23 protein-coding genes are annotated in these 22,472 nt (G+C 45.4%); 4 read left to right on the forward strand and 19 right to left on the reverse strand.

The genetic code is table 11. The features are described from left to right. Nucleotides 1-57: 57 nt before the first annotated feature. Together hpf and SDEN_RS14280 are read left to right on the forward strand one after the other, a co-directional pair. Nucleotides 58-411 (forward strand): ribosome hibernation-promoting factor, HPF/YfiA family, encoded by a 354-nt coding sequence (hpf, locus tag SDEN_RS14275; protein ID WP_011497175.1) that lies wholly within the window; start codon nt 58-60, stop codon nt 409-411. A 279-nt stretch (nt 412-690) separates the two neighbouring features. Beyond that, the gene (locus tag SDEN_RS14280; protein WP_011497176.1) at nt 691-2,679 is read left to right on the forward strand and encodes a chorismate mutase; all 1,989 of its coding nucleotides are present in this window, start codon (nt 691-693) and stop codon (nt 2,677-2,679) included. Nucleotides 2,680-2,782: 103 nt separating this feature from the next. Here the strand turns inward: SDEN_RS14280 and SDEN_RS14285 are convergent, their stop codons facing one another. From SDEN_RS14285 to ffh, 8 genes are all read right to left on the reverse strand, one after another. Next, entirely contained in the window at nt 2,783-3,118 is a 336-nt protein-coding gene (locus SDEN_RS14285; RefSeq protein ID WP_011497177.1) for a hypothetical protein, read from the reverse strand. 116 nt (nt 3,119-3,234) lie between these two features. Continuing rightward, on the reverse strand, nt 3,235-4,377 hold the full coding sequence (gene tyrA / locus SDEN_RS14290; protein WP_041405825.1) for a bifunctional chorismate mutase/prephenate dehydrogenase: 1,143 nt from the start codon (nt 4,375-4,377) through the stop codon (nt 3,235-3,237). Nucleotides 4,378-4,389: 12 nt separating this feature from the next. Beyond that, nucleotides 4,390-5,481 carry a 3-deoxy-7-phosphoheptulonate synthase gene (locus SDEN_RS14295; RefSeq protein WP_011497179.1) on the reverse strand — a complete coding sequence of 364 codons (1,092 nt, stop codon included), beginning with the start codon at nt 5,479-5,481 and terminating at the stop codon, nt 4,390-4,392. Between the two features lie 193 nt (nt 5,482-5,674). Continuing rightward, on the reverse strand, nt 5,675-6,028 hold the full coding sequence (gene rplS / locus SDEN_RS14300; RefSeq protein WP_011497180.1) for a 50S ribosomal protein L19: 354 nt from the start codon (nt 6,026-6,028) through the stop codon (nt 5,675-5,677). Nucleotides 6,029-6,062: 34 nt separating this feature from the next. Beyond that, entirely contained in the window at nt 6,063-6,809 is a 747-nt protein-coding gene (gene trmD / locus SDEN_RS14305) for a tRNA (guanosine(37)-N1)-methyltransferase TrmD (protein ID WP_011497181.1), read from the reverse strand. 15 nt (nt 6,810-6,824) lie between these two features. Then, nucleotides 6,825-7,355, reverse strand: a complete 531-nt coding sequence (gene rimM, locus SDEN_RS14310) for a ribosome maturation factor RimM (RefSeq protein ID WP_011497182.1) — start codon at nt 7,353-7,355, stop codon at nt 6,825-6,827. Between the two features lie 21 nt (nt 7,356-7,376). After that, on the reverse strand, nt 7,377-7,628 hold the full coding sequence (gene rpsP / locus SDEN_RS14315) for a 30S ribosomal protein S16 (RefSeq protein WP_011497183.1): 252 nt from the start codon (nt 7,626-7,628) through the stop codon (nt 7,377-7,379). A 290-nt stretch (nt 7,629-7,918) separates the two neighbouring features. Continuing rightward, the gene (ffh, locus tag SDEN_RS14320) at nt 7,919-9,292 is read right to left on the reverse strand and encodes a signal recognition particle protein (protein ID WP_011497184.1); all 1,374 of its coding nucleotides are present in this window, start codon (nt 9,290-9,292) and stop codon (nt 7,919-7,921) included. Nucleotides 9,293-9,621: 329 nt separating this feature from the next. On the opposite strand from ffh, the gene SDEN_RS14325 reads away from it, so the two are divergent. Together SDEN_RS14325 and SDEN_RS14330 are read left to right on the forward strand one after the other, a co-directional pair. Continuing rightward, complete coding sequence (locus tag SDEN_RS14325) at nt 9,622-10,410, forward strand: cytochrome C assembly family protein (RefSeq protein WP_011497185.1); 789 nt, start codon at nt 9,622-9,624, stop codon at nt 10,408-10,410. A 128-nt stretch (nt 10,411-10,538) separates the two neighbouring features. Further along, nucleotides 10,539-11,825 (forward strand): HlyC/CorC family transporter, encoded by a 1,287-nt coding sequence (locus SDEN_RS14330; RefSeq protein ID WP_011497186.1) that lies wholly within the window; start codon nt 10,539-10,541, stop codon nt 11,823-11,825. Between the two features lie 1,580 nt (nt 11,826-13,405). Here the strand turns inward: SDEN_RS14330 and SDEN_RS14335 are convergent. From SDEN_RS14335 to lepA, 11 genes are all read right to left on the reverse strand, one after another. Continuing rightward, on the reverse strand, nt 13,406-13,918 hold the full coding sequence (locus SDEN_RS14335; protein ID WP_011497187.1) for a GrpB family protein: 513 nt from the start codon (nt 13,916-13,918) through the stop codon (nt 13,406-13,408). 11 nt (nt 13,919-13,929) lie between these two features. Next, nucleotides 13,930-14,406 (reverse strand): DUF3617 domain-containing protein, encoded by a 477-nt coding sequence (locus SDEN_RS14340; protein WP_011497188.1) that lies wholly within the window; start codon nt 14,404-14,406, stop codon nt 13,930-13,932. Nucleotides 14,407-14,527: 121 nt separating this feature from the next. Beyond that, nucleotides 14,528-14,968, reverse strand: a complete 441-nt coding sequence (locus tag SDEN_RS14345; protein ID WP_011497189.1) for an acetyltransferase — start codon at nt 14,966-14,968, stop codon at nt 14,528-14,530. Between the two features lie 135 nt (nt 14,969-15,103). After that, on the reverse strand, nt 15,104-15,637 hold the full coding sequence (locus tag SDEN_RS14350) for a DUF962 domain-containing protein (protein ID WP_011497190.1): 534 nt from the start codon (nt 15,635-15,637) through the stop codon (nt 15,104-15,106). A 156-nt stretch (nt 15,638-15,793) separates the two neighbouring features. After that, entirely contained in the window at nt 15,794-16,174 is a 381-nt protein-coding gene (gene acpS / locus SDEN_RS14355; protein ID WP_011497191.1) for a holo-ACP synthase, read from the reverse strand. Beyond that, nucleotides 16,174-16,911, reverse strand: a complete 738-nt coding sequence (gene pdxJ / locus SDEN_RS14360) for a pyridoxine 5'-phosphate synthase (RefSeq protein ID WP_011497192.1) — start codon at nt 16,909-16,911, stop codon at nt 16,174-16,176. Before pdxJ ends, acpS begins: the two co-directional genes overlap by 1 nt. Before the next feature lie 74 nt (nt 16,912-16,985). Beyond that, nucleotides 16,986-17,708: a DNA repair protein RecO gene (locus SDEN_RS14365; protein WP_011497193.1), complete on the reverse strand. Its 723-nt coding sequence runs from the start codon at nt 17,706-17,708 to the stop codon at nt 16,986-16,988. 63 nt (nt 17,709-17,771) lie between these two features. Next, complete coding sequence (gene era / locus SDEN_RS14370; protein ID WP_011497194.1) at nt 17,772-18,776, reverse strand: GTPase Era; 1,005 nt, start codon at nt 18,774-18,776, stop codon at nt 17,772-17,774. After that, nucleotides 18,773-19,453: a ribonuclease III gene (gene rnc / locus SDEN_RS14375; RefSeq protein WP_011497195.1), complete on the reverse strand. Its 681-nt coding sequence runs from the start codon at nt 19,451-19,453 to the stop codon at nt 18,773-18,775. Before rnc ends, era begins: the two co-directional genes overlap by 4 nt. Continuing rightward, complete coding sequence (lepB, locus tag SDEN_RS14380; RefSeq protein WP_011497196.1) at nt 19,453-20,367, reverse strand: signal peptidase I; 915 nt, start codon at nt 20,365-20,367, stop codon at nt 19,453-19,455. Before lepB ends, rnc begins: the two co-directional genes overlap by 1 nt. Before the next feature lie 281 nt (nt 20,368-20,648). Then, nucleotides 20,649-22,439: a translation elongation factor 4 gene (lepA, locus tag SDEN_RS14385; RefSeq protein WP_011497197.1), complete on the reverse strand. Its 1,791-nt coding sequence runs from the start codon at nt 22,437-22,439 to the stop codon at nt 20,649-20,651. Between the last annotated feature and the right edge of the window lie 33 nt (nt 22,440-22,472).

Consider the following 22,472-nt stretch of genomic DNA (forward strand, 5'->3'; position numbering starts at 1 on the left):
TTTTTCTGACAAACCTTGCTAATCTGAAGTTAAGCACATAACAGAAGGTTCAAAAATATGCTGAAAATCACAAGCAAACAACTTGAAGTCACAGCTCTTATTCGTGAACGTATTGAAAATCGCTTAGAAAAATTATCCCGGCATGATCTTCATCTCATCAATCCACATGTCATTATTACCCAAGAAAAACAGCTCTTTAAAATTGAAACTTCTGTTGGCTTACCCACAGGAGAGTTATTTGCTCAGGCGAAAAGTGAAAACCTTTACGCAGCTATTACGGCAATGGGACAAAAGCTGGAAAAACAGCTCAACCGCCTGACTCATAAACCCCAAGCTCAACGCCATGGTGACCTCAATATTGAGACCCAAGATGACTTTGAGTATGACTATAAGGAGGAAAACGCCGCTTGAAATGTGTAATGTCCAACCATAGCGCGCCTCTTGGGTGCGCTTTTCATTTATGCCAATCTTATTAATGAGTAGAATTCTATTGACACTCTAGGGCTAGCGTTTTAGTTTTAAGCTATGAAGACGACATCATTTTTTACTTTCTCACAGTTTTTTATTCGGCCTACCTAGGAGGCGGTTTTTCTGTGTGAAAGCAAAATGAAAATACCTAAGCCTCCCACTGGAGGCTTTTTTATTGCTAAGCGTTAATCCATTGATTCACTTTAAGCGGGATAAGTATTTATGAGCACACCACCGACACTCGATAGCACCAGAGAACAAATAACCGCACTGGATAATGAGCTGTTAACTTTGTTAGCTAAACGCAGAAACCTAAGCTTAGATGTCGCCCGCAGTAAAGAAGTCGATATACGCCCCATTAGAGATACCCAAAGGGAGAAAGAGCTGCTGGCAAGGCTAGTACAAAAAGGCAGGGAGCAAGGGCTAGATGCGCACTTTGTGGTGTCGCTTTACCAAAGCATCATAGAAGACTCAGTACTTAATCAACAGGCATTCCTCCACGGCCGCGCGAATCCAGATACTCAGAAACAACAATACGCCGTCGCTTATCTCGGCGCCAAGGGATCTTACTCTTACTTAGCAGCATCCCGATATTGCCAGCGCAGGCAAGTAAATATGCTGGATTTAGGTTGCCAGAGCTTCGATGACATTATTCAAGCGGTGGAATCAGGTCATGCCGATTATGGCTTCCTGCCCATTGAAAACACCTCTTCAGGCTCCATCAATGAAGTCTACGACGTCTTGCAACACACCAGTTTGTCTATTGTTGGCGAAACGACCATTGAAGTTGGCCACTGCTTACTCACCAAGGCTGATGCTGCACTTAACGAGATAAAAACCGTTTATGCTCATCCTCAACCCATCAGCCAATGCAGTAAATATTTAAGCCAGCATCCAGAGTTTAAACTGGAATATTGTGCAAGCAGCGCCGAAGCAATGACCAAGGTAATTAACGCCAAAGATAATAGCGTTGCCGCCATAGGCAGTGCAGAAGGCGGCGCCCTGTATCAACTGCATCCACTGGTTAAAGGGCTCGCCAACCAAAAAATCAACCAAAGCCGTTTTATTATCGTCGCCCGTAAAGCCGTTGATGTGCCAACGCAATTGCCAGCCAAAACCACCTTGATTATGGCCACAGGACAACAACCTGGCGCCTTGGTAGAAGCCTTGCTCGCCTTAAGAAAGCATAATTTAAACATGTCTAAGCTCGAGTCCAGACCCATTCCAGGTACCCCCTGGGAAGAGATGTTTTACCTTGATGTTGATGCCAACATTGCCAACCCGCAAATGCAAGATGCACTATTGGAATTATCGCGCTTAACGCGTTTTATCAAAGTGCTAGGTTGCTATCCCAGCGAGACGGTCAAACCGACCCAATTAAGCCAAGAGCAGCTTATACTCGCCCCAGACAGCTCCCGTATAGCGGCCCCAATAGAGCCAGTGCTAGCCCTCAAGGCACAGCCCCATTCTCGTAGCCATAAATCTCAAGATAGCCAAGTAAATTGCAAAGGCGTGGTTATTGGTGCGAAACCTTTGATCTCATTTGCCAAGATGGATTTATCACCAGGCAGTGAACTGCGTCAAGTAAATGAGAGCACTACAAGTTTTGAGTACAACGACTTTGAACATAAGATTAAAGCCTTAAAGGAAGCCGGCTTTCAAGCCGTTATCCTTAACCCTAAGCTGCCACAGAGTAAACTCACTTACTATTGCCAAACCTTAAGCCAAGCCGGACTGATGAGTATTCTAACCGTGGAAGATGGAGATGATATTGATGTCTTAAGCCGCGCCTCTGACATATTACTGCTGAGCGGCTCACAAATGTACAATCAAACCTTGTTGGTGGAGCTTGGGACACTCACAAGCCCAGTGATCCTAGAGCGCCATCCCCTAGGGAGTATCAATGATTGGCTTCACGCCGCAGATTGCGTGTTAAGTACTGGCAACAAACAACTCATACTCTGTGATTCTGGGATAAGCAATCCGGCTCAGCCAGAGCGCCTCGCGCTAGATCTGGCGGCCTTAGTCGAAGTCAAGGGCCGCAGCCACTTGCCTGTGATCATCAATCCCAGCCAAAGTGTTGACTCAGTCATGCTTGCTAGCCAAGCACAAGCGGTAAAACAGCTGCAAGGCGATGGCATAGTATTGCCGTTTAAGGATATTCAAAGTTTGGAGCATTACAAAACCTGGATGCATAATCTCTATAGCTAGGGCTAATAGCTTAGCCCGCAAAAAATACAGAAACGCCAAAATGAATAAAGCCGAACTAAGTTCGGCTTTTTTGTCTGAGTTGAAGGATAAAGCAGTCAATTGCTTAAGGCGCTATTCCATCATGTAAACTTAACCAACCTTTGAAGATACGATAACAGAACCAGCTTATCGCTACCGTGTAGCATACTAGGCTCATCCACAGCTGCGGCGCAACATAACCCAGCACAAGCAAAGGCAGCACTCCAATGATGCTGTGTCTTTGCCAGTTTAAATGTGCGGCGAGCAGCGAGGCTTGTGGCACTTGCTTTTGGCTCACATTAAGCCAAAAACTCAGCATCACAGGCATAAAAAACAAGGGAAATGCACTCATTAACCCATAAAGGAAGTGCGCAAGGGTAACATCCTCTGTCAAATACACGTCAGCGTTACTTGCAGACATAAGACCCCCTAATCGATTGAACCACTAAATTCACTAACGTATTTATTGCTTGATAATTTAACCATAAGCCGCGAAAGCCAATAACGCAATGAGGGGGTTTAATTTATCCTCAATGGCTATTCCCTTGGTTTCATATCATTGACAGACTCTAACATCATGCCACTCTCTCGAGCAAATGCGGGGGCATAATCCCCAAACCAAGTGGACACCTGACTAAACTGCCGAATAAATTCATCTCTATCTCCGCGCTTTAAGGTCTCCAATGCATGTTGATAATGCTGCAGATAATCACTCATCAGCTGAACATTTCCAGGTTGCGCTAATATTATATCGGCGTATAACTCAGGGGCTTGAGCGAATAAACGTCCCACCATAGCAAGCTCGAGTCGATAAATCGGTGAGCTAAAACGCAGTAAGTTGGCGATATCGGCGTTATTCTTGAATAGATTCAATCCGTAAACAAAACTTGAGAAATGCCGCATTGCTTGAACGAGTTGCATGGCTTCATCATGATTTTTTGCATCGGTAATTTCAATCCGCGCCCCCCAGATAGCGATTTGATCTAAAAACCATTGATATTTATCCTGTTGGCGCCCGTGGCAGACAACCACGACCTGTTTAGCAAAGCTGCCGACATCGGGGCCAAACATGGGGTGTAGCCCAAGAACAGGTCCACTATGAGCATCTAGCATAGCTCGCAGTGGCTCTGCCTTAACTGATGTCAGATCTGTAAGTATACAATCTGCTGGCAGCTGGCTTAATTCACGACGAATAAGCGCACAAGTCAGGCTAATGGGCACTGAGACTATCACCATAGCCGCACCACTAAACAGTGCCTTCGCTTGTTGCCAGTCGTCTTTATCTAAGCTTTTAACTTGATAACCGGACAAGCTCAGCATTTGACTAAAAAGCGCACCTAACTTACCGGCCCCTCCCACGATGACAATATGGCCGCTGTCAGGTTTAACTTGCTTAAAACCCACCTCTTTTTCATTCAAATAAGACTCACGCATCAAACGGCGCAACACATCTTCGATGAGTTGCGGCGATATCCCAAGCTTTGCGGCTTCATCACGGCGTTTAGCAAGCATTGAAGCTTCACGATGCGGCGCATAGATAGGCACGCCAGCACCATGTTTCACCACCCCCACTTGGGCGACTAAATCTAATCGCTTACGCAGCAATAACAGTAACTGCTGATCCACGCCATCGATAAGATCCCTTAAGTGCTCAAGTTCTGCTGTGGTTTTCTCATTCATTGGTTGATCCATTTAGCTATTTACCGCCTGTTTAATAGTAAAACGGCTTGGCAGGACCGCAGATAACTCATGCGCCCCTTGGCGCAAAATCACCTCTGTAGTTTGCCAATCGATACAAGCATCTGTTACCGATACACCGTACTTAAGCTCGGCTAATGGCTTGTCACTACTTTGATTGCCTTGCTGTAAATTACTCTCCAACATCACGCCGATAATTGATTGATTACCGTCGCTAATTTGTTCAAACACATTCGCGCACACAGCTTGTTGCCTTAAATGATCTTTTGATGAATTGCCATGACTGCAATCGACAACTAAGCGTGCTGGCAAATTAGCCTTATGAATTTGTGCTTCGCACTCAGCCACACTCGCAGCATCATAATTAGGGGTTAGGCCGCCGCGCAGAATAATGTGTCCATCTGGATTGCCATTAGTTTGTAATAAGGACACTTGGCCTTCTTGGTTAATGCCCATGAATCTGTGACTACTGGCTGCGGACTTAAGCGCATTGATGGCCACATCAAGCTTGCCATCTGTGCCATTTTTAAAGCCGACTGGCATTGAAAGCCCAGACGCCATCTCTCTGTGGGTCTGAGATTCCGTGGTGCGAGCACCTATGGCTGACCAAGTCACTAACTCAGACAAGTATTGTGGACTGATAGGATCGAGCGCCTCCGTGGCTACCGGTAGTTCCAGCTCAGCGAGCCAAATCATCAACTCACGAGCCATTCTTAGGCCTTTTTCTACATCGAACGACTCATCCATATCGGGATCGTTAATTAAGCCCTTCCAGCCTACGGTAGTGCGGGGTTTCTCGAAGTAGACTCGCATTAGGATATAAAACTCATCCTTAAGCTCATCATGAAGTTTTTTGAGCTTTAAGGCGTATTCTTTCGCAGCCTTGATATCATGAATAGAACAAGGGCCAGCAATCACAAGCACTCGATTATCTTGCTTATGCACTATGTTAGCCACAGTCTGACGGGCAGAAAGAATATAGCGATAGCCATGCTCAGATAACGGCAGTTCTTGCTTCAATTGCAACGGTGTGGTTAATACTTGCTCGGCACTGATATGGACGTTATTGATGGTATCTTGTTGCATGGCTTGGCTCGCTTAAGGCTAATAAACTTCACTGTATTTTTGTAATGATACACCATTACAATCGAGAGCCCACTATGCCTGCATCATGGGATAAGATCAACACTTGGTTACATATTTCTCCCCACAAACAAAAACCCGCCTTTCGGCGGGTTGTTGTGCGAACACTGCATCTTTTAATCTGTAGTGGTAACTATTACTTAGTTCCCAACTTCTCACGAATACGTGCAGATTTACCTGAACGCTCACGTAAGTAGTACAGCTTGGCACGACGAACACGGCCGCGACGCTTAACTTCGATGCTTGCAATCAAAGGGCTGTGTGTTTGGAAAGCACGCTCAACACCTTCGCCATTAGAGATTTTACGTACTGTGAAAGCTGAGTGCAGGCCACGGTTACGCTTAGCGATAACCAAACCTTCAAACGCCTGAAGACGCTCTTTCTCACCTTCTTTAACGCGTACTTGAACTACTACTGTATCACCAGCACCAAAATCAGGTACGTCTGTCTTCATTTGCTCATCGTTGAGCATTTTAATGATGTTGTTCATAACTTACTCCGTTCTAGAATTAACTGAGCGTTGACTATGCGGACTTGTCCGTATCATTTACGAACTGCGCTAATAAAGTCGTTTGTTCGTCAGTCAGAGCTAGATTTTCAAATAATTCTGGTCGTCTCAAAAAAGTTCTTCCGATACTTTGCTGTAAACGCCAGAGTCTAATTTTTTCGTGGTCGCCGCTTAATAAGACTGCCGGTACGTCCATACCATCCAATTGTTCTGGGCGAGTGTAATGAGGACAATCCAGTAAACCTTCAGAGAAAGAATCTTGCTCTGCCGATGCTTGCTTGCCCAGTACACCAGGTACTAAGCGTGCCACTGAATCGATTAAGGTCATTGCCGGTAACTCGCCGCCCGAAAGCACGTAATCACCAATAGACCATTCTTCATCCACTTCAGTTTGGATAATGCGCTCATCGACACCTTCGTATCGACCACACACTAGAATCAAACTGTCTGATTTAGCCAACTCAGTCACGCCATGCTGATCCAGCTTGCGCCCCTGAGGAGACAAATAAATCACTTTCGCACCATCACCCGCAGCCGCTTTGGCTGCATGAATAGCATCACGCAAAGGTTGCACCATCATTAACATTCCCGGGCCACCACCATAAGGGCGGTCATCCACAGTACTGTGTCTATCATGGGTGAAATCACGAGGATTCCAGGTGTGCAACTCAAGCAGGCCGTTTTTCACGGCGCGACCCGTAACACCAAAGTCTGTAACAGCACGAAACATCTCTGGAAACAGGGTTATTACCCCTAACCACATATGCAGTACCTCGACTTAGAAGTCAGGATCCCAATCCACAACAATCTGTTTACCTTGCAAGTCCACCTGTTTGATGAATTGCTCGGTGACAAAGGGGATCATACGTTCCACTTTGCCAAATGCATCTTTGGCGTTAGCCTTAACCAGCAGTACGTCGTTCGATCCTGTTTCCACGATCTGATCGACAATACCTAAGTTATAGCCGTTTACATTGGTCACTTCACAGCCGATAAGATCCCTGTGATAAAAATCATTATCATCGAGCTCTTTCATTTGTTCAGGCAGGATCGCAATTTCACAATTTGTGAGCATTTGCGCCTGTTCTCTGGTGGTTACGCCCTCAAGTTCAGCCACGACAGCCTTACCTTGAAAACGCCACTGGGTGACCTTAACTTCACGCCACACGCCTTGATCTTTAATCAACCAAGGCACGTAATCGAAGATGCCTTCAACAGAATCGGTATAGGCAGTGATTTTAAGCCAACCTTTAATGCCATGACTGGAGCCTAATTTACCCAGTACGACTGGCTGTTGGTTATCGCTCATCTATCTATACCTTTTACGCAATTAAGCAGTAGCTTTACGCGCGTCTTTGATAAGCTTTGCAACACGGTCAGATGTTGCAGCGCCAGTAGCAACCCAATGCTCAACACGATCAAGATCTAAACGTAAAGTTTCTTCTTGGCCACGAGCCAATGGATTGAAAAAACCAACACGTTCGATGAAACGACCGTCACGAGCATTGCGGCTATCAGCAACAACGATATTGTAAAATGGACGCTTTTTTGCGCCGCCACGAGCTAAACGAATGGTAACCATGCGTTTTATTCCTCTAATGATTTGCTTTAAGCAAAAATAAAAACTGGAACTCCGTGTTCGCGAAGAGTTCCAGAAAGAAAGCCGGAAGATTTTACCTGACTTTTCAACGAATGCAACCAAATCCGGCGATTTTTACGCCTAAGACTTGAGTGGCTCCTTGATATCAAGTTCAGTTCTCCGACGAAAATTATCAAGCTAATGTGTAACTTAACTGACTCAATCAGCTGCACACTAGCCTTAAAAACTGTCTTACCGAGCTTGCTCACTCAATAAGATTAACCTCAATCTGATTAACGCCCTGGGAATTTCATTCCTGGTGGCATCATGCCGCTCATGCCGCGCATCATCTTCTTCATGCCGCCTTTAGCCGACATCTTCTTCATCATCTTTTGCATCTGTGTAAACTGCTTAAGTAGACGATTCACATCTTGAATTTGCGTGCCAGAACCTAAGGCGATACGGCGTTTGCGTGAGCCTTTGATTAAATCTGGGTTTTTACGTTCCTTGGCCGTCATGGAGTTAATAATGGCTTCCATTTGACCTGTCATCTTGCCGTCTTGGACTTGGGCTAAGGCTTCTGGGGGCAACTGGCCTACACCAGGCAGCTTTTCAATCATGTTCATCATGCCGCCCATGTTTTTCATTTGCTGCAGCTGCTCGCGGAAATCTTCTAAATCGAAGCTACCGCCAGACTTCACCTTAGAGGCCAGCTTCATCGCTTTGTCTTTATCGACACCGCGCTCCACTTCTTCTATCAGTGACAGCACATCACCCATACCCAAAATGCGTGATGCGATGCGATCAGGATGAAAAGGCTCTAGGGCATCAGTCTTTTCGCCCACACCTAAGAACTTAATCGGCTTACCAGTGATATTACGGATAGATAACGCCGCGCCGCCGCGAGCATCGCCGTCAACCTTAGTTAAGATAACGCCGGTTAAAGGCAAGGCTTCGTTGAAGGCTTTAGCCGTATTGGCCGCATCTTGACCTGTCATGGCATCGACCACAAATAAGGTCTCAACCGGATTAATGCTGGCGTGTAGCTGCTTGATTTCATCCATCATGGCTTCATCGACATGCAGGCGACCTGCTGTATCGACAATTACCACATCGATGAACTTAAGCTTGGCATGTGCAATGGCAGCCTTGGCGATATCGAGCGGCTTCTGGCTGACATCCGATGGGAAAAATTCGACCTCGACTTCTGCGGCTAAGGTTTCAAGCTGTTTAATTGCCGCGGGGCGATACACGTCGGCGCTGACCACAAGTACTGATTTCTTATGGCGAGTGCGCAGTAATTTACCCAGTTTGGCCACAGAGGTGGTTTTACCCGCCCCCTGCAGACCAGCCATCATGATCACAGCTGGCGGTATTGCCGCTAAATCTAATGCTTCATTAGACTCGCCCATGGCTTTTTCAAGCTCACTCTGAACGATTTTAATGAAGGCTTGACCCGGACTTAAGCTTTTAGATACTTCTTGGCCAACGGCGCGCTCTTTCACGCTATTAACGAATTCTCTGACAACTGGCAGAGCAACGTCAGCCTCGAGCAGCGCCATGCGCACTTCTCGTAGGGTTTCTTTAATGTTGTCGTCAGTTAAGCGACCACGACCACTAATGTTCTTTAGGGTCCGCGACAGTCTGTCGGTTAGATTCTCAAACATTGCTCAGCTCTTTACCTTAAGCGTATCAATAATTGCCGCTCATTATACTCATATAGGTTTAATAAGCGAGTTTCCGGCACAGTAAGCTGGGGGGAAATGACGGGGATCACTAGGCTTAAAAATTGATCCCATGGTCACAAGTTAGCGACTTGGCTGAAAAATTGAGTAAATAAGCTTGGAGCTTAGGCTAAGATACTGTTAAATTTTGTGTTACTGGTCACAGTCAAAGCCGAGCTGACTCATGCTACCCTGAGGGATAGCATATCAAACAGGGGAAAGCTCACTCCCTTGACCTCATAAATTACTTTAGCGATAGGTTTAAAAATCAGATGGTTATTTTTCCTGCAGTAGCGATGTTTTTTTACTGTGCAGCACTTATTTTAGTCACCAGCCGTTTATTTCATGTCAGCGGCCCTAATCGCCCTACCGTGGCTGCCATGGCTGCGGTTGCCGTGCTGTTTCACGCCTTCGCCCTATCACAAGCCATTTTTACTACTGATGGGCAAAACTTCAGCCTGACCAATGTCATTTCCCTTGTGAACTGGATCATTGCCTTCACCTTCACTGTGCTGCTACTGCGGCTAAAAGTCATCATAGTCGTGCCTGTGGTGTACGCCTGTTCCATTATCTCTGTCGCGCTGTTGTGGTTGCTGCCACCGCAGTACATCACCCATTTTGAACTCTATCCCGAGATTTTAGGTCATGTGGTGCTGTCACTCATGGCCTATAGTGCCTTGATGATTGCCGCCTTATATGCCATTCAGCTGTGGTTTATTCAGCAAAAACTTAAATCCAAGCAATTAGTCATCAGCTCTGCCTTGCCGCCACTGATGACAGTCGAGAAACAACTGTATCACTTAGTGATTATTGGCATGAGCTTATTGAGCTTATCTCTCATCACAGGCTTTATCTTCCTCGACGACATGTTTGTCGACGGCAAAGGCCATAAAGCCATATTGTCTCTGCTCGCCTGGTCCGTGTATGCCATCATGCTATGGCAACATTACACCTTAGGCTGTAAAATTCGTACCGCAGTGCTTTATACCCTCTCGGGAGCCGGATTATTGACCATAGGCTATTTCGGTGCGAGAGTTGTTAAGGAACTGATTTTAAAGTAAACATTTAATTTACTTTCGGATACTTGATTAATCTTGCTTGACTCTGGGAGTCAGTCATTAATAATGTCCGATTGAAAACTACGTTTAGGTCAACTTTATGACCTCCACTCTAACAATGGAGCCCCTTTTTGGACGCTATATCTACCAGCGCACTCCTTCTTTTCTTATTCGCATTAATTCTGATGTCAGCTTATTTTTCTGGTTCAGAAACCGCAATGATGTCACTCAACCGCTATCGGATCCGCCACCTTGCTGCCACTGGGCACAAAGGCGCTATACGAGCACTTAAACTGCTCGACCGTCCGGACAGATTGATTGGCCTTATTCTCATCGGTAACAACCTAGTCAATATCTTGGCCTCAGCCATAGCCACCATCATAGGTATGCGCTTATTTGGCGATATGGGTGTGGCTATCGCCACAGGTGTGCTAACGCTAGTAGTACTGGTATTTGCCGAAGTGACCCCAAAAACCTTTGCTGCGCTGCATCCTGAACGCATTGCTTTCCCGTCCAGCATCTTGCTGGGTTGGTTGTTGATCTTGTTATCGCCGCTGGTGAAAATCATCAATTTAATCACCACTGGCTTTTTGCGCCTGATGGGGATTAAAAATGTTCGCACCAATGATGCATTGAGCCAAGAAGAATTGCGTACTGTGGTCCATGAGGCTGGCGCACTTATTCCCCAGCGTCACCAAGAGATGCTGCTATCTATCCTCGACCTTGAAAAAGTGACAGTGGAAGACATCATGATTTCACGCTCTGACATTTACGCCATCAACGTCAACGATGACTTTAAGCTCATCAACCGTTTAGTGGTGCAAAGTCCCCATACTCGCGTGCTGGTTTACCGTGACACCATAGACGATGCCGTTGGTTTTATTCACTTACGTGACGCATTACGCTTACAGTCTAAAGAGCAGTTCAGTAAATCCACCTTATTGCGGGCAGTGAAAGAGCTGTACTTCATTCCTGAAGGCACGCCACTTAACGTCCAGCTGACTAACTTCCAGCAAAACAAAGAGCGCATCGGCCTTGTGGTCGATGAATATGGTGACATTCAGGGCTTAGTGACACTTGAGGATATTCTTGAAGAAATCGTCGGTGACTTCACCACCTCTATGGTGACTACTGCCAGCGAAGACATTAATATCCAGCAAGATGGCAGCTACGTGATAGATGCGACGATTAACATTCGCGATCTCAATAAAGAAATGAAATGGGACTTCCCTATTGATGGCCCTAAGACACTAAACGGTCTTATCATCGAGCACTTAGAAGATATCCCAGCCGCCAACACCAGCTTAATGCTGTCAGGCTATTTTGTTGAAGTCATCGAAGTGGCCGACAATATGGTTAAGTCTGTTAGGGTTATCACCAAGCATACCCCAATCAGCACAGACGATAACGACGAATAAGCTTTAGGCTTATTTAATCCAATAAAAAAGGCGCTAAGCGCCTTTTTTATTGGTCTGCGTTGGTAATGAGTAATGAGAAACTCCCACCGCGAAAATTCTGATCTAGCGCGTATAAAGACTCTGCAAGAACGTCTATAAATCTGTCAGTGAAATATCTGCATACAAGCTTGCCATGGACCATTTATTTCATAATTACAGCCTATCTTTGCAATCGGCTAGTTCCTCCATAAACAGCCCAACTCATTTTTGGACAAAAGTGAGCTAGAAAATTTACACTGAACTTGCCTGAAAAAACCAATTGCTGAATGCTTGAAACCTGTCACTGAAATTTCTGCATACAGGCTCGCCATGACATTCACTCGTCGACACGCAACAAGTCCGTCCTTGGATGCTCGAACATCCCGTCCATGGGATGGACGGTCTTCTCGCAAACACTCATGGTTCACCTTCTTAGCATTTGAGTTTCTGTTAGCCTTAAAATCTAGACCCATACTTATGTAAACCCTAACAGTACTCTCACAGGTTGCACCCATTACCCTCGAAGTTGCCGAAATACGACGATTAAAATACCGTGCAACTATCAGGGATGATGGTTAAGGCTCGTTGGGCACATGGACGTGCCGTCGAGCCGTTAGGTATTTTCTTCGTCGGATGAGGATCAACAACTTCGCGGGCGGCACAGGGGTGTTCCAAGAGGGGAGAATGCTGTTGTTTTCCCCTCTTGGCCAGTGCAGAGTGGAACTCTGCGACTTTGATCCAAACGAAGTTTGGACATCTTGCAAACAAGCTTTGGCGCAAAAACGTGCCAGCACTTAATCATCATGCCTATACACAAACATGCTGATTTTTTTATCTAAATGGTAACACTGATTCTAATGAGAGGATGTTGGACTAAATGGCTCGAGTGCGTGAGCAGCTGGGATGCTGCGCCCGAGCCCACAGGGACGTGTTGACGACGTCACTCGGGACGTTAGTGCAATGGCCGAGATCAGCAATTGAGCTTATTCAAAACACGATTTGGGCATAAATCAACTAGGTTGAAACTCTGCCATACAGGCATACCATGGCCTATTTATTTCACAAGAAGTCTCCGACACGCTGGTTTCTATAAGATCAAGACCCATCACTGAAGGCTTGAAAACCTGTTACTGAAATTTCTGCATACAGGCTCACCATGGCATTCACTCGTCGACACGCTGTGAACCCATCCATGGGAGCTCGAACATCCCGTCCATGGGATGGACGGTCGTCTCGCAAACACTCATGGTTCACCTTTTCAGCATTGGTGTAACTAGTTGACTAAAAAAACAACATTGGAAATTTAATAATGGGTGCCACCATTAAATTCTATGCACAAAGTATAAATATGCTGATTGCAGATCGAAATGGTAACTCTGATGCTAATGGGAGGGTGTTGGGCTAAATGGCTCGAGTTGCTCTATTGAGTTAGGGTGTAGGGATGCTTCGCCCGAGCCCATAGGGAGTTTTTTACCGGTAAGCATACGGCACCACGCGAACAATGAGTCCAATGACCAAGATCACCTTTGTTACTTATCGCGAGTTAACAATGGCTATCAACGTTAAACTTTTGCAAACCACTGTAGTGCTTTTGCTTCATGGTGCTTAACAAAACTATCTTTACCAGTGCAATATTGGTCAATATCATTATCGCATTCCTTAGCTAACTGGATCTTGAGATCCTGATACTCTAACCTTACGGCAGGGTGCGCAGCCAAGTAGTCTCGAAAAACGATATGCCTATCTATATTGGCGTCACCAACTTCAAATGCGTGGATCTGGTGAGTTCTATTGTCGCCACCTTTTCGATAATATCTCCGGCCTCTAATACCGAACTCACCCATGGCTTCATACCCCAAACCCTGAAAAATATTTAGCTCGCTATCAAGTTTAATGAGACTAGGAACTTCAAGAATGATGTCAATTATAGGCTTTGCGGCAAGCCCAATAACTGAGGTACTGCCAATATGGTGGATTTCAGAGATGTGCACGCCAAAATATTTAATCAGAACCTCTTTTTCAATCTCAAAATCCTTTCGCCACCCAAGACGATAAGGAACAACGTCTACAATCATTTTCTCCCCCCTTAATCGCAAGCGCCAATATATTTCCCATTGCCAACAAGTGTAGACTTGATGTTCATTGACTCTTCGGCGCTAGCGCTGGTCATTTCCAGCTTAGCAGTGCTGGTTTTGCCATTGAAATGTATTTCACCAACCGTCTTAGTGACTTCGCCAGGGGCGGTGCATGATGTTTCAAATTCCATCTTGTTAGCACTAATCCGATTAGTTGTGGTTTTACATTCTTCACCTTCATTTTCCTTGTCACGCTCAGAATCAAATGAAGAAGCGATGTCTTTGATGCATTCCGTTTCAGTGTAAACAGGTCTATTGCCCATACTTCGCATCAACTTTTCCATTTCAGCCGGTGCGTCTAATTCTATTATTTCGGTTTTCCAAGTGGTTTCCCATAAACCCGGTTCGAAGTCATAGTCTGCGGCGTGAATTTGAGTTGATGCCAGCATGAGTCCTGTAAACAGCATTTTGGTCATTGTGTGGGTCATTTATTTGTCCTTAAATTAATGGAAACCAGAGATATTTTTGTACCTAACCTCGCTAACGGGGGCCAACAGAGACCGGTAAACGAGTCTTGCCAGCGTTCCCGAATGCGGCTATCTTTATTCGTTACATTTCACCTAACACCATGTGCAACAGTGGAAAAGGATTACCTTGTCCATCGAGTGCAGAGCGCCCTATAACGTTAAAACCTAAATGCTGATAAAAACCAGTTGCATCAGGGTTTTGTTCATTGACATCGACTTTAGTTGCGCCTTGAAATTGAATTGCATTTTTTAGCAGCAACGAGCCAATGCCGCAATTACGATATTCTGGTGAAATAAATAACATTTCAATATTGTGGTCTGCCACACCAATAAAACCGACAATATCTTCTTTATCAGTTTTAGCCACTCTTAAATCAACAGTATCGAAGTAGTGCTCGAGAATAAGAGGTTTCAGCGTTTTTATATTTTCTTCGGGTAAAAAGTCATGGGTAGTTCGAACTGATTTCTCCCAAATTTCAATTAATGCTAAATAATCATCTTGTGATGCGGTATCAATTTTCATCCTGAACCTTTATAAAATAGTACTTGTTAGTATTAATGCATTGCGCTGTGTTCAGCGTATAAATCGCTAGATATGGCCTGTTAATAAAAGTTAATAAAAAACTCTACCCTTAAGATCTCAAGTTAATCGATTAAGTTAGCGCTTTTCATTAGCGCGGCGTTTATCTTCTAACGCGCGGCGCTTTTCTATGGCGATTGGGGTGATGGCCTCTTCAAGCTCTCGCTCCCAACCCATCATAAAATACACTTCTGCCATCAAAAAAAATGGTCCTATCAATAATTGATTCAAATCATCGACAAAGGCGGGCTTGGCTTTTTCATATTTATGCCCCACGAATTGAATCACCCAACCAATAACGAACAAACTAATGGCGATAATGAACGGATGCTCGCTGTGAACCACTAGCTCAGAGGTGTAAAGCACTGGCAGGATAAACAATACTAACCCTAAGGCCAAACGCATATGCAGTGCCATGTAATAGGCCAGCACCACTAAGGTGAGCACCATAGCCGCACTGATTTGATAATCTTGCCATGCAAACCTTAAGGTACCGAACATCAAAAACGCTGACCAGATGATCAAAGGCACACCGACAAAATGCGTGCGGATGTTCTTAGGGTTTAAATGCACGCTTTTGTAAGTCGCTAATTGCTCTACTGCAGATTTCATCTTGAGTCCTTGTTGTTTTTGCGATTATGCGGTTTCTAGTTATTTTTTATTAAGTTAACTTAACCTATCTGCAAGTTAAAGAAAATGATCTGTTATTTTCTCCCGCTCAATAAAAAGGGCGCCATTATGGCACCCTCAAACTTTAGCTTGTTCGCACTATGACTCTAAGATCACCGTCGCGATAGCGTAATGTTTCTCATCGGCAATAGAAATGTGCCCTTTGCAGCCACCCAGTTGTGCCAACCTTAAGGCGGCACCATCAGTAAAATTCACTAAGGGCGCACCATTGTCATCATTACTGATATGAATGTGCTGAAAAGACACCCCGCGGCCAATGCCTGTGCCTAAAGCTTTGGCGGCAGCTTCTTTGGCTGCAAAACGCTTAGCGAGGTAACGCTCAGGCATGTTAACCGCCGCGTAAATCGCCAGCTCATCCAAGGTTAATACTCGCTTGGCGAGCTTGTCACCTAGGCGGTCTCGCTGCTCACGAATGCGCTCTATTTCAACAATGTCTGTGCCTATGCCGATTATGGCCATTATTCGCCTCTGCGACCTTCGAGCATCAAGCGCTTCATGTCACGCACCGCTGTTTCTAACCCATCGATGGCGGCTCTTGCGATCACCGCATGTCCTATGTTTAGCTCATAAAGCTCTGGAATGGCCGCAATGGCCTTAACGTTATGATAATGAAGCCCATGACCTGCATTAACCACTAAGCCTTTACTGTGGGCGTATTTGGCCATTTTAGTGATACGCTCAAGCTCCATGGCCTGCTCGCTATCATTCTTAGCATCGGCATAACAGCCGGTATGGATCTCGATATAAGGGGCGCCGGTTGCGACCGCGGCATCTATTTGAGTGGCATCGGCATCGATAAATAACGACACCTTAATCCCATGAGCGGCAAGACGGCTAACCGCAGCCGTTATCTTATCCATTTGCCCTGCCACATCTAAGCCACCTTCAGTGGTCAGTTCTTCACGTTTTTCTGGTACTAGGCAGGCATAAGCAGGCTTAACGTCACAGGCGATGGCAATCATCTCTTCAGTCACGGCAAACTCAAAGTTCATTCGCGTTTTTAGTGTTTTAGCCAGCAAGTACACATCGCGGTCGATAATGTGGCGGCGGTCTTCACGTAAATGGATAGTGATACCATCGGCGCCAGCGTGTTCGGCCACAGCAGCGGCGTGGACAGGATCCGGGTAATTGGTGCCTCTCGCCTGACGTAAAGTGGCGATATGATCTATGTTAATGCCTAATAAAATTCCACTCATGATGCACTCCTAAACTGCCACTTATCGATAAAATTGCTGGCATTGTACTGTGAAGTGCAGGGGAAAACGACTATTTACGATTGCTTACCTTTATTATTAGCAAATAATTGTCGGCTTAATAATGGCTTATTGCCAAGCAAAGGGGTTAACAGATAACGCATTAAGCCTTTGGCTTGATTGAGCTGCAACGCCGTTAATTTATGCTCGTTAAGAGCAATGAGCATTCCCCCCTCGAGCACGCCTTTGCTGTGCGTAAACGCTCCGCTACTCGATTGCAATACGGGTAAAAAACCTTCATCGGCAAGGAAACGGTAATGACTCGTGGCAAGCAAGGGCTCTCCCTGGACATCCACGGCTAACGAAGGCAGCGCACCTAACTCTTTTAGCAATGCCAGTTCGAAATAACGCAAGCTGGCGGCGTTAAATTCACCTGCCAGTGCCACCAAGGCTCTATGGTATTCAACAAATAAGCTTTCGCCTTGGTGCTCTACCGACAATAAACGCACCAGTAACTCATTGAGGTAAAAGCCTGAATACAAGCTGTCACCCGCTAACGGCATCGCAGGGGCTGCGGCTTCTAACTGTTTAATGTTACGCAAACCCTGGGATTTGTGTTCGCTTTGGTTGTTAAATTGCACCAGTAACGGCTGAAACGGCTGAACGATACTTTTGATGGAGCGTTTACCACTGCCTAGGCGAGTAATGGCATCGACTCGGCCGATACCGTCCACCAACATATTGAGGATAACGCTAGACTCACGAAAGGGTCTGTGATGTAAGACATAAGCACGCAGCATGCTTACCCCTTATTTGAAAAGCAAAAAAAGGCTGCAAAAGCAGCCTTTTCAATCAAGCTAAAGTTAATCTTCGCCATAGCCAAGGCTACGAAGGGCACGTTCATCGTCGGCCCAACCGGATTTCACTTTGACCCAAACTTCAAGGAACACCTTATTATCGAATAAGTTTTCCATGTCCAAGCGGGCTTGAGTAGCAATAGTACGAATTCGTTCGCCCTTATTGCCTATGACCATGCGTTTCTGACCTTCACGCTCAACCAGGATAAGGGCGTTGATCTGATAAACACCGTTTTCCATCATCTTGAACTGCTCAATTTCAACCGTGCAATCGTAAGGCAATTCATCACCTAAGAAACGCATCAGCTTTTCACGAACAATCTCAGAGGCCATAAAGCGTTGCGAGCGGTCGGTGACATAATCTTCTGGGAAGTAGAAATCCCCTTCAGGCAAACTTTCACGTGCCATATCCAAAATGCGCTGGATATTGGTGCCCTTGGTCGCTGAAATCGGTAAAATTTCATCGAAGTTAAACTTCTTTGCTATCTCATTTAGGTAAGGGAATAAGGCTTCCTTATCCTTAATGTTGTCCACCTTGTTGATAGCCAGTACCACTTTGCGTTCTTGGTCGCTGTAACCAATTTTCTTCAGTACCATTTCATCGTCTGGGGTCCAGTTCATGGCATCCACCACGAATATCACCATAGACACATCGGCAAGAGAACTGGCCGCAGCGCGGTTCATCAAACGGTTGATAGCACGCTGTTCATCTATGTGTAAACCTGGCGTATCAATGAAGACCACTTGGCTTGGGCCATCGGTATGAATACCCATGATGCGGTGACGTGTGGTCTGCGGCTTCTTTGAAGTAATACTCACCTTCTGACCCAAGAGCTTATTCAGCAGCGTCGATTTGCCCACGTTCGGGCGACCCACTATGGCAACCATGCCACAATAGGTGACCTCGAATTGCGTCTTGGCTTTAGGGGCTGCTTGGTTCATCCTTGCCAAGAGTTCATCTAAGCTCGGCTGCTGAGCCTCGCTTGCTGGCAAGTCTGTTTTTTTGGTCATTTATTAATTAACTCCAATATCTGAGCCGCTGCAAGCTGCTCAGCTTTTCTTCTCGAACTGCCCACACCTGTGACCACTTCATCTAAATCTTGTATGCGACACTCCACCGTGAATGTCTGATCGTGCGCTTCACCATCAACCTGTACCACTTGGTAATCAGGCAAAGGCTTTTTATAGCCTTGTAGGTATTCTTGCAAAATAGTCTTAGGATCTTTTTGATTTATCCCAGGCTTGATTTCGTCTAAACGCACCTTATACCAGCTTAGCAGTAATGTTTCGCAAGCTTGCATATTGGCATCTAAATAAACCGCGCCGATAATGGCTTCAACCGCATCGGCAAGGATGGACTCACGTCTAAAACCGCCGCTTTTAAGCTCTCCTGGCCCTAAGAACAAGTAATCCCCTAGCTTAAACTCTTTGGCGATTAAGGTTAAGGTTTCACCTTTCACTAAGGTGGCGCGCATCCGGCTCAGATCACCTTCCGTCGCCTTAGGAAACTGATGATATAGGGCATCTGAAATCACGATGGAAAGAATAGAATCGCCCAAAAACTCCAACCTTTCGTTATGCTTATTGGCAGCACTGCGATGGGTTAATGCTTGTACTAATAACTCTTGATTCGTAAATTCATAGCCTAAGGTGCGGCTTAAACGCGCTAAATTTTTTACAGGTTCCATTACTGAATCCCACCTACTCTGTCAAAACGTACCCCAGTCGGTACCCAAGTGGGCAACCAAGAACTGGGGCTACGATCAAATTCAAAACTAATCCAAATAGCAACTGCCTTTCCCACTAGATTTTCTTCAGGAACAAATCCCCAGAAACGGCTGTCTGTGCTGTTATCTCTGTTATCACCCATGGCGAAGTACATGCCATCAGGCACTAAAAACTCACCACGGTTAAGCCCTGGCTGTGGGTAAAAGTGAGCACTGTAATCAGGCTTTGATGGATTAATTAATACGTCATGCTCAACGCCATCCAGCTGCTCAGTTAAGCGGGTTAACGCCACACCGGCTTGATTAAATTGACCACGGTTAACTTCTAACATGTCGATAATCATAGGCTCTGGGCAGGCTAGCTGGCCATTACAGGCAGGCTCTATGATAAGCCCTTTGTTTTTATAGATTATTTTATCACCAGGTAAACCGATAACGCGCTTGATGTAATCCACTTTTGGCTCTTGTGGATACTTAAACACAAACACATCACCACGCTCTGGCTCACCGGTTTCAACCAGTTTAGAGCGCCATACAGGATCCCTAAGCCCATAGCTGAACTTTTCAACCAGGATAAAATCCCCCACCAATAAGGTTGGCATCATGGAGCCTGAGGGTATTTGAAATGGCTCATAAATAAACGAGCGCAATATAAGTACGAAGGCAATAACTGGAAATACCGAATGCGCCGTTTCAACCAAGGCGGGTTCACGGATGATTTTATCTATGTCTTCATCGGACAACTGTGCATTACCCGCCTGCACTAAGGCTAATTTTTCGCGGCGCTTAGGGGCGAACATGCTCGCATCGATTAACCAAATAATGCCGGTGGTTAGCGTGATGAGCACTAAAATAAGGGAAAAATAGGCTGCCATTACTGATTAAACTCCTGCCTTAAATAAATATTGCTGACGAAGAAAATAGTACATCTTAACGCCATATTAACGGTTAATGGTTGCTAGGCTAAGATGACGAAAAGTATCGTTTTTCACCTAAGTTCTCAAGATTAAACTGTTACAAAGTATAGCGATAACGCCTTTAACAGCAATCGGCTAAACGACTGCCAAAGATAACGCCGCATAGTGCGGCGTTAATACAACAAGGCGATTGATTCGATTGCGACGGCTTAAGTGCATGCATATTTAAGCCGGGACAATTAATCGTTTAGTTTCAATACCGCTAAGAAGGCTTCCTGTGGCACTTCCACATTGCCCACTTGCTTCATGCGCTTCTTACCTTCTTTCTGCTTATTCAACAGTTTCTTCTTACGAGAAACGTCGCCGCCATAACATTTAGCCGTTACGTCTTTACGCAGCGCTTTAATGGTAGAACGGGCGATGATCTGACTGCCTACGGCGGCCTGAATAGCAATATCGAACATCTGTCTTGGAATGAGCTCTTTCATTTTTTCAACTAAGGCTAAACCACGGTGACGAATGTTGCTGCGGTGAATAATCATAGCTAGCGCATCGACTCTGTCGCCGTTGATCAAGATGTCTAAGCGCACCATGTCAGCGGGATCGAATCGAATAAAGTTATATTCTAAAGACGCATAACCACGACTCGTGGACTTAAGTCGGTCGAAGAAGTCCATAACCACTTCAGCCATTGGCAAGTGATAAGTCACTGCCACTTGGTTGCCGTGATACACCATATTGGTTTGTGAGCCACGCTTTTCAATACATAAGGTAATCACGTTACCTAAGTATTCTTTTGGCACCAAAATATTAGCTTCAACGATAGGCTCATGAATTTCGTCAATATTGTTTAGTGCAGGTAAGTCTGATGGATTATCGACGTAAACGATATCCCCATTAGTCATTACCACTTCATAAACAACCGTAGGCGCTGTGGTGATCAAATCAAGATTGTATTCACGCTCTAGACGCTCTTGAACGATCTCCATGTGTAGCAGGCCTAAATAGCCGATACGGAAACCAAAACCTAACGCGCTTGAGGTTTCTGGCTCGAAGAATAATGACGCATCGTTAAGACTTAATTTATTAAGTGCATCACGGAAGTTCTCATATTCATCGGTAGAAATAGGGAAAACACCGGCATAAACCTGAGGTTTCACCTTTTTAAAGCCAGGTAATGGCTTGTCGGCGCCATGCTTAGCATGAGTCAAGGTATCGCCCACGGGCGCGCCGTGAATTTCTTTAATACCTGAAATCACATAACCCACTTCACCAGCACGAAGCTCTAACTTATCTTTTTCTTTCGGGGTGAAAATACCCACGCGATCGGCGTTATAGTTCTGCCCTGTGGACATCACTTTAAACTTTTCGCCTTTTTTGAGCACGCCGTGCTTAATGCGCACTAACGATACAACCCCTAAATATGCATCGAACCAAGAGTCGATAATAAGGGCCTGTAAAGGCGCAGTTTCATCACCTACTGGCGGCGGAATTTTAGCGACGATTTCTTCTAATACATCTTCAACGCCGATACCGGTTTTGGCTGAGCAGCGCACGGCATTAATGGCTTCAATGCCAACAATGTCTTCAATTTCGAGTGCTACACGTTCAGGCTCGGCTTGAGGTAAGTCAATTTTATTCAGAACTGGCACTACGTCCAAATTCATTTCTAATGCGGTATAGCAGTTGGCCAATGTCTGGGCTTCAACGCCTTGTCCTGCATCGACCACCAATAACGCCCCTTCACAGGCCGCAAGTGAACGCGATACTTCGTAGGAGAAGTCGACGTGCCCTGGGGTATCAATGAAGTTAAGCTGGTAGGTGTTGCCGTCTTTAGCGTGATAATCAAGCGTCACACTTTGGGCTTTAATAGTAATGCCACGTTCACGTTCAAGATCCATAGAATCAAGAACCTGTGCAGCCATTTCACGGTCGCTAAGACCTCCACACACTTGAATAAGGCGATCTGATAGGGTGGATTTCCCATGGTCAATATGGGCAATAATCGAGAAGTTTCTAATGTGTTTCATTATGCTGCTGTGATTAATACTAAAAAGGATAAA

The sequence above is a fragment of the Shewanella denitrificans OS217 genome, assembly GCF_000013765.1.
Taxonomy (GTDB): Bacteria; Pseudomonadota; Gammaproteobacteria; order Enterobacterales; family Shewanellaceae; genus Shewanella; species Shewanella denitrificans.

What these genes read in the sequence shown, in the direction of transcription:
- rpsP (WP_011497183.1), bottom strand. Translation starts at nt 7,628, where the DNA reads ATGGTTACCATTCGTTTAGCTCGTGGCGGCGCAAAAAAGCGTCCATTT.
- SDEN_RS14285 (WP_011497177.1), bottom strand. Translation starts at nt 3,118, where the DNA reads ATGTCTGCAAGTAACGCTGACGTGTATTTGACAGAGGATGTTACCCTT.
- acpS (WP_011497191.1), bottom strand. Translation starts at nt 16,174, where the DNA reads ATGGCCATAATCGGCATAGGCACAGACATTGTTGAAATAGAGCGCATT.
- SDEN_RS14335 (WP_011497187.1), bottom strand. Translation starts at nt 13,918, where the DNA reads ATGATTGTAGACGTTGTTCCTTATCGTCTTGGGTGGCGAAAGGATTTT.
- lepB (WP_011497196.1), bottom strand. Translation starts at nt 20,367, where the DNA reads ATGGCAGCCTATTTTTCCCTTATTTTAGTGCTCATCACGCTAACCACC.
- hpf (WP_011497175.1), top strand. Translation starts at nt 58, where the DNA reads ATGCTGAAAATCACAAGCAAACAACTTGAAGTCACAGCTCTTATTCGT.
- trmD (WP_011497181.1), bottom strand. Translation starts at nt 6,809, where the DNA reads ATGTGGTTAGGGGTAATAACCCTGTTTCCAGAGATGTTTCGTGCTGTT.
- rnc (WP_011497195.1), bottom strand. Translation starts at nt 19,453, where the DNA reads ATGGAACCTGTAAAAAATTTAGCGCGTTTAAGCCGCACCTTAGGCTAT.
- SDEN_RS14295 (WP_011497179.1), bottom strand. Translation starts at nt 5,481, where the DNA reads ATGCAACAAGATACCATCAATAACGTCCATATCAGTGCCGAGCAAGTA.
- SDEN_RS14340 (WP_011497188.1), bottom strand. Translation starts at nt 14,406, where the DNA reads ATGACCCACACAATGACCAAAATGCTGTTTACAGGACTCATGCTGGCA.
- SDEN_RS14280 (WP_011497176.1), top strand. Translation starts at nt 691, where the DNA reads ATGAGCACACCACCGACACTCGATAGCACCAGAGAACAAATAACCGCA.
- pdxJ (WP_011497192.1), bottom strand. Translation starts at nt 16,911, where the DNA reads ATGAGTGGAATTTTATTAGGCATTAACATAGATCATATCGCCACTTTA.
- lepA (WP_011497197.1), bottom strand. Translation starts at nt 22,439, where the DNA reads ATGAAACACATTAGAAACTTCTCGATTATTGCCCATATTGACCATGGG.
- rplS (WP_011497180.1), bottom strand. Translation starts at nt 6,028, where the DNA reads ATGAACAACATCATTAAAATGCTCAACGATGAGCAAATGAAGACAGAC.
- ffh (WP_011497184.1), bottom strand. Translation starts at nt 9,292, where the DNA reads ATGTTTGAGAATCTAACCGACAGACTGTCGCGGACCCTAAAGAACATT.
- era (WP_011497194.1), bottom strand. Translation starts at nt 18,776, where the DNA reads ATGACCAAAAAAACAGACTTGCCAGCAAGCGAGGCTCAGCAGCCGAGC.
- tyrA (WP_041405825.1), bottom strand. Translation starts at nt 4,377, where the DNA reads ATGAATGAGAAAACCACAGCAGAACTTGAGCACTTAAGGGATCTTATC.
- SDEN_RS14365 (WP_011497193.1), bottom strand. Translation starts at nt 17,708, where the DNA reads ATGCTGCGTGCTTATGTCTTACATCACAGACCCTTTCGTGAGTCTAGC.
- SDEN_RS14350 (WP_011497190.1), bottom strand. Translation starts at nt 15,637, where the DNA reads ATGAAATCTGCAGTAGAGCAATTAGCGACTTACAAAAGCGTGCATTTA.
- SDEN_RS14325 (WP_011497185.1), top strand. Translation starts at nt 9,622, where the DNA reads ATGGTTATTTTTCCTGCAGTAGCGATGTTTTTTTACTGTGCAGCACTT.
- SDEN_RS14345 (WP_011497189.1), bottom strand. Translation starts at nt 14,968, where the DNA reads ATGAAAATTGATACCGCATCACAAGATGATTATTTAGCATTAATTGAA.
- rimM (WP_011497182.1), bottom strand. Translation starts at nt 7,355, where the DNA reads ATGAGCGATAACCAACAGCCAGTCGTACTGGGTAAATTAGGCTCCAGT.